Raw genomic sequence first — 6031 nt, 5'->3', positions numbered from 1 at the left:
CCGTCCTCGGGCTTGCCGCCGGCGTGGGCGGCCACGCCGCTGAACTGCACGTCGAATTTGGTGGTGGCCATAAAGTTGTCTCCACCGCAGACGACGGTACCTGCCGGCACGCCGGTCCCAATATGGATCGCCGTGAAATAATCCACGTCATCAACCACGCCGGCGGCCACCATCGCGCGGGCGCCGCGGGTACCCTCTTCAGCAGGCTGGAAAATCAGTTTAATGACGCCATTGAGCTGGGCGGCATACTGCTTGAGCACATGCGCCAGCCCCAGCCCGATGGCGGTATGGCCGTCATGGCCGCAGGCGTGCATCATGCCGGCGTTGCAGGAGGCGAAATGATCGCGATGGGGGCGGTGGCTATCGTCATGCTGTTCGTTGAGATCGAGGGCATCCATATCGACGCGAAAGGCCAGGGTTGGCCCGGGCCGCCCGGTGTCGAGCGTGGCCACCACGCCGGCGAAACCACCTTCAAACGCCGGCAGCCAGCGCTCCGGCGCGCCCTGTTCGCGGGCGCGTTCGAAAGCCCGGGCCAGGGTCTCCTCGTCCGGCAGCCCCATCCGGCTGTCGGCATCGATGACGTCGCGGCCTAGCGCCAGCTGATAGCCGAGCCCGTCAAGAATATCCGCGACCTTACTGGCGGTGCGAAACTCCAGCCAGCCGGATTCAGCGTGCAGGTGAAAATCGCGGCGCCATTGGGTCATGGAGGGCGCCAGCTGGCGGAGGTATTCATCAAGTTGCGGCATAGCTTATCCTGTCATAAGTAAAAAATGTGACGGCGTTCACGATGTGATAGCTTTTGTTTATCACTTGCGTTTTACAGGCCGTATCCCACTTAACCTGCCACAGCCTGATGGATTACAGTAGATGTGAATTTCTTCTGTCTGATAAACAATGGTTATCACCGAAAGCATGGCATTTCAGATTAAATTTCATCATATCCGCGCCTTCGTCGAAGTGGCCCGGGAAGGGAGTATTCGCGGTGCCAGCCGGGCGCTGGCGGTCTCGCAGCCGGCCCTGACCAAAGCGATTAAAGAGCTGGAGGAGGGGCTTTCCGCCCAGCTGTTCGTGCGCCGCAGTCAGGGGGTGGCGCTGACCGAAAACGGCGAAAGCTTTTACCAACATGCGAGCTTGATCCTTGAGGAGCTGCGGGCGGCGCAGGACGAACTGCTGCAGCGCCAGGGCGAGCAGGCCGGGCAAATTAATATTGGCCTCGGCGCCAGCGTCGCCCGGTCGCTGATGCCGTCGGTGATCTGCCGCTTTCATCAGCAGCATCCGCAGGTAAAGGTGCGGATCATGGAGGGCCAACTGCTGGCGATGATCAATGAGCTGCGCCAGGGAGAGCTGGATTTCACCATCAATACCTATTACCCCGGGCCGTACGACCATGAGTTCAGCTTTGAGAAACTGTTTGAGAAACCGTTCGCGGTGTTCGCCCGCGCGGGCCATCCGGCGGCGCAGGCCACCTCGCTGGGGGAGTTGATGGATCACCACTGGACCATGCCGACGCCGCGCGGCAGCTACTTCAAGCAGCTGCAGGAGCGCTTCGAACAGCTGGGACGGGAGCCAAAGGTGGGGATCGTCTGCGAAACGTTCTCATCCTGCATCAGCCTGGTGGTGAAAAGTGATTTTCTCAGCATCCTGCCGGTGGAGCTGGGCAACGACCCGCTGATGGCCGACAAACTGGTGATGATCCCCATCCGTGAAGTGTTACCCACCGCCACCTATTATCTGATCCAGCGGCGCGATACCCGGCAGACGCCGCTCACGGCGTCGTTAATCACCCTGTTCCGCCGCCAGAGCCGACAATTGTTTCCTTAATCGTCCGTCGCGCTCACTTTGCCAGCGAACGCGGCTAAACGCGTTGAGAGGGGAGCGCGAGGCGGCTATAGTAGCTGGCGACAGCCGCTGGAGGAGAGCCCATGAACCTTGATGACAAATCCCTGTTTCTTGACGCCATGGAAGATGTCCAGCCTCTGAAACGTAATAATGACGTGCACTGGCATCCCGGGCGTAACAGCCGGGCCCCGCAACGCGTCGATACCCTGCAGCTGGATAATTTTCTCACCACCGGCTATCTCGATATCGTGCCGCTCGCCACGCCGCTGGAGTTTAAGCGAGAAGGGCTGCAGAGCGGCGTGCTGGATAAGCTGCGGCGGGGGAAATACAGCCAGCAGGCGAGCCTCTCCCTGCTGCGCCAGCCGGTGGAACAGTGCCGGCAGATGCTCTTCGCCTTTATGGTACAGGCGCAGAAAGAGGGGTTACGCAATGTGCTGATCGTTCACGGCAAAGGCCGCGACGACCAGTCCCACGCCAATATTATCCGCAGCTATCTGGCGCGCTGGCTGGAAGAGCTGCCGGAGGTGCAGGCCTTCTGCGCCGCGCTTCCGCATCATGGCGGCAGCGGCGCCTGCTATGTCGCGCTGCGTAAATCGGCGCAGGCGAAGCAGGAGACCTGGGAGCAGCACGCCAAGCGCAGTCGTTAGCGCAGAAGCAGCGTCAGCTCGCGGGCGGCTTTTTGCAGCTCCGGCAGCACGCGCTCGATCATCTCGCGGGCCGTCATCTGGCCCGCATGCACCCCGACGTTGAGCGCCGCCTGAACCTGCCCCTGAGCGTTAAACAGCGGGACCGCGAGGGAGCGCAGCCCCATCTCCAGCTCCTGATCGTTGAGGGCATACCCCTGCTGACGCACCCGTTTCAGTTCGGCGCGCAGCTTCGCCACCGAATCCACCGTCTGTGGGGTATAGCGGATCATGGTCACCCGGGCCAGCATATCGTTGAGCTTCTCCTCCGGCTGATGGCTCAGCAGCACCCGGCCCATCGAGGTCGCCCACGCCGGAAGGCGACTGCCGATATCCAGGTCGATGGTCATAATCCGCGAGCTGGAGGCGCGGGCGATATACAGGATATCGTCGCCGTCGAGGGTGGCGATGGAGCAGGACTCATTGAGCATTTCGCTCAGATGCCGCAGCACCGGCTGCGCCGAACGCGCCAGCGGCGTCGAGGCCAGCCAGGCGTGGCCCAGCGCCAGGATCCGCGGCCGCAGCTGGAAATTCTTACCGTCTTCGGCATACACGAACCCCAGCTTGCTCAGGGTATACAGGCAGCGGCGTACCGCGGCGCGCGGGATGCCGGTCTTCTGACTGATCTGTGAGATAGACAGCAGGGGCCGCTGCGGCGTGAACGCCTGAATCACCTCCAGACCCCGCGCCAGGGAGGCCATAAAGTTAGGATCGCCTTTAAACGGATCGCCGTCGCCGGTCAGTAAATCGTCTGGATGCTTGTCCATTTCTGTTCCCCATATTTGCCATCGATCACATTCTTTCGCTAAAGATAACCGATGTTCGATTATCGCACCATATTTCGATTATCGCCCTTGACCGACATCGTTAAGCGGGTCACATTTTGTGCGAACAACGAATAAAAGTGCGATTACCGCACATCACTGGAGCGACCTGATGATTGATAAAAGCGTATCGACGCTGAGCGAGGCCATCGCCGGGATCCACGATGGGGCGACTATTATGATCGGCGGCTTTGGCCCCGCCGGCCAGCCGACCTTTCTGATTGACGCCCTGATTGACCAGGGCGCTCGCGACCTGACCATCATAAATAACAACGCCGGCAACGGGGAAGTGGGTCTCGCCGCGTTGCTCAAGGCGGGCCGGGTGCGCAAAATGATCTGCTCCTTTCCGCGCCAGGTGGATTCGCAGATTTTCGATGATCTCTACCGTCGCGGCAAAGTGGAGCTGGAGCTGGTGCCGCAGGGCAACCTCGCGGCGCGGATCCAGGCGGCCGGCGCCGGGCTGGGGGCAGTGTTTACCCCCACCGGCTACGGCACGCCGCTGGCGGAAGGCAAGGAGACACGGGAAATCGACGGTCGCCACTACGTGCTGGAGTACCCGATCAAAGCCGATTTCGCGCTGATTAAAGCCCACCAGGGCGACCGCTGGGGCAACCTGGTCTATCGCAAGGCGGCGCGCAACTTTGGCCCGATCATGGCGACAGCGGCGAAAACCACCATCGTAGAGGTCTCGCAGCTGGTGGCGCTGGGCGACCTCGACCCGGAAAACATCATCACCCCCGGCATTTTCGTCCAGCGCGTCTTCTCGCTGGAAAACCTGACTGCCGCACAACGCGCCTGAGGAGCCCGACATGCAAAAACTGACCCGTGATGAAATGGCCCAGCGCGTGGCCCGCGATATTCCCGAAGGCGCTTACGTCAACCTCGGTATCGGCCTGCCGACCCGCATCGCCAATTACCTGCCCGCTGACAAAGAGGTGTTCCTGCACAGCGAAAACGGCCTGCTGGGGATGGGGCCGAAACCGCAGCCCGGGGAAGAAGATCCCGAGCTGATCAATGCCGGTAAAGAGTATGTCACCCTCCTGCAGGGGGGCTGCTATTTCCACCACGGCGACTCCTTCGCCATGATGCGCGGCGGCCATCTCGATATCTGCGTGCTGGGGGCCTATCAGGTTTCCGCCAGCGGCGACCTCGCCAACTGGAGCACCGGTGCGCCGGATGCGATCCCGGCCGTTGGCGGGGCGATGGATCTGGCCATCGGCGCCCGCCAGGTATTTGTGATGATGGACCACCTGACCCGTGACGGCGAGTGCAAGCTGGTGGCGCAGTGCAGCTACCCGCTGACCGGCGTCGGCTGCGTCAGCCGGATCTATACCGACCTGGCGGTGATCGACATCACCGACCGCGGCCCGGTGGTGCGGGAAATCTTTACCGGCCTCTCTTTTGAAGAGCTGCAGCGCATCACTCCGGTGCCACTGACCTTTCAACAACTGGCGGAAAGCGCGTAAGGAACCTATGATGAATCAGGCATTTATCTGTGATGCGGTGCGTACACCCTTTGGCCGTTTCGGCGGTGCCCTGGCGACGATGCGCGCTGACGACCTGGCGGCGCTGCCGCTGAAAGCGCTGCTGGCGCGGAACCCGGGACTGGATCCATCGCGCATTGACGATGTGATCTTTGGCTGCGCCAACCAGGCCGGGGAAGATAACCGCAACGTGGCGCGGATGGCGCTGCTGCTGGCCGGCCTGCCGGAGAGCGTGCCCGGGAGCACCATCAACCGCCTGTGCGGTTCCAGCCTTGACGCGATCGGCGTCGCGGCGCGGGCGATTAAAAGCGGGGAGACGCAGCTGATGATCGCCGGTGGGGTGGAGAGCATGTCCCGCGCGCCGTTTGTGATGGGGAAAGCGGAGAGCGCCTTTAGCCGCAGCATGCAGATGGAGGATACCACCATCGGCTGGCGCTTTATTAACCCGCAGATGAAAGCCCTGTACGGCGTGCATTCCATGCCGGAGACGGCGGAAAACGTCGCCGATGAGTTTGCCATCTCCCGTGCCGATCAGGACGCGTTCGCCTTACGCAGTCAGTTGCGTACCGCCGCGGCGCAAGAGGCGGGGCGTTTCGCCGATGAGCTGATCGCCGTCCAGGTGCCGCAGCGCAAAGGCGAGCCGCTGCTGTTTAGCCGCGATGAGCACCCGCGCAGTACCTCGCTGGAGGCGCTGGCTAAACTGCGCGGCGTGGTGCGCGCCGAGGGCAGCGTTACCGCCGGTAACGCCTCCGGGGTTAACGACGGCGCCTGCGCGCTGCTGCTGGCCAGCGAGACGGCGCTGTCGGCCAACGATCTTCAGCCGCTGGCCCGGGTGGTCGGCGTGGCGACGGCTGGCGTTGCGCCGCGGATCATGGGGTTTGGCCCGGCGCCGGCGGTGCGCAAGGTGCTGGCGCAGACCGGCCTGACATTAGGCCAGATGGATGTCATTGAGCTGAATGAAGCCTTCGCCGCGCAGGCGCTGGCGGTGACCCGTGATTTGGGCTTACCGGACGATGCCGCCCACGTGAACCCTAACGGCGGGGCGATTGCGCTGGGCCACCCGCTCGGCGCCTCCGGCGGCCGGCTGGCGATGACCGCGGCTTATCAGCTGAAACGGACCGGCGGTCGTTACGCCCTGTGCACCATGTGCATCGGCGTCGGACAGGGGATCGCCCTGATTATTGAACGTGTTTAAGGAGCC

General features: G+C 62.6%; 7 protein-coding genes. 5 read left to right on the top strand and 2 right to left on the bottom strand.

Annotation, left to right across the window (positions count from 1 at the left end):
• Positions 1-746, bottom strand: a 746-nt coding sequence (locus tag RRF55_RS04695) for an amidohydrolase (protein ID WP_318703309.1), incomplete at its 3' end; no start/stop codon positions are given.
• Between the two features lie 166 nt (positions 747-912).
• On the opposite strand from RRF55_RS04695, the gene RRF55_RS04690 reads away from it, so the two are divergent.
• Positions 913-1821 (top strand): LysR family transcriptional regulator, encoded by a 909-nt coding sequence (locus RRF55_RS04690; RefSeq protein WP_032415663.1) that lies wholly within the window; start codon positions 913-915, stop codon positions 1819-1821.
• A 101-nt stretch (positions 1822-1922) separates the two neighbouring features.
• Positions 1923-2486, top strand: coding sequence for a DNA endonuclease SmrA (gene smrA / locus RRF55_RS04685; protein WP_004143055.1), 564 nt, complete (start codon positions 1923-1925; stop codon positions 2484-2486).
• Here the strand turns inward: smrA and RRF55_RS04680 are convergent.
• On the bottom strand, positions 2483-3289 hold the full coding sequence (locus RRF55_RS04680; RefSeq protein WP_040188177.1) for an IclR family transcriptional regulator domain-containing protein: 807 nt from the start codon (positions 3287-3289) through the stop codon (positions 2483-2485). The genes smrA and RRF55_RS04680 overlap by 4 nt on opposite strands.
• A gap of 169 nt (positions 3290-3458) precedes the next feature.
• On the opposite strand from RRF55_RS04680, the gene RRF55_RS04675 reads away from it, so the two are divergent.
• Genes RRF55_RS04675 through pcaF form a run of 3 tightly spaced genes read left to right on the top strand, consistent with a single transcriptional unit; the run spans position 3459 to position 6025 of the window.
• Positions 3459-4145: a 3-oxoacid CoA-transferase subunit A gene (locus RRF55_RS04675; protein WP_002903522.1), complete on the top strand. Its 687-nt coding sequence runs from the start codon at positions 3459-3461 to the stop codon at positions 4143-4145.
• Positions 4146-4155: 10 nt separating this feature from the next.
• Complete coding sequence (locus tag RRF55_RS04670) at positions 4156-4812, top strand: 3-oxoacid CoA-transferase subunit B (protein WP_032414881.1); 657 nt, start codon at positions 4156-4158, stop codon at positions 4810-4812.
• 10 nt (positions 4813-4822) lie between these two features.
• Positions 4823-6025, top strand: coding sequence for a 3-oxoadipyl-CoA thiolase (gene pcaF / locus RRF55_RS04665; RefSeq protein ID WP_009308944.1), 1203 nt, complete (start codon positions 4823-4825; stop codon positions 6023-6025).
• Positions 6026-6031 lie beyond the last annotated feature (6 nt).

It is taken from the genome of Klebsiella sp. K47, assembly GCF_051858335.1.
GTDB classification, from domain to species: domain Bacteria; phylum Pseudomonadota; class Gammaproteobacteria; order Enterobacterales; family Enterobacteriaceae; genus Klebsiella; species Klebsiella pneumoniae.
This window is presented reverse-complemented; position numbering and strand designations above follow the sequence as displayed.

Coding starts and splice junctions, on each gene's coding strand:
- RRF55_RS04690 (WP_032415663.1), top strand. CDS start 913: ATGGCATTTCAGATTAAATTTCATCATATCCGCGCCTTCGTCGAAGTG.
- RRF55_RS04680 (WP_040188177.1), bottom strand. CDS start 3,289: ATGGACAAGCATCCAGACGATTTACTGACCGGCGACGGCGATCCGTTT.
- RRF55_RS04675 (WP_002903522.1), top strand. CDS start 3,459: ATGATTGATAAAAGCGTATCGACGCTGAGCGAGGCCATCGCCGGGATC.
- pcaF (WP_009308944.1), top strand. CDS start 4,823: ATGAATCAGGCATTTATCTGTGATGCGGTGCGTACACCCTTTGGCCGT.
- RRF55_RS04670 (WP_032414881.1), top strand. CDS start 4,156: ATGCAAAAACTGACCCGTGATGAAATGGCCCAGCGCGTGGCCCGCGAT.
- smrA (WP_004143055.1), top strand. CDS start 1,923: ATGAACCTTGATGACAAATCCCTGTTTCTTGACGCCATGGAAGATGTC.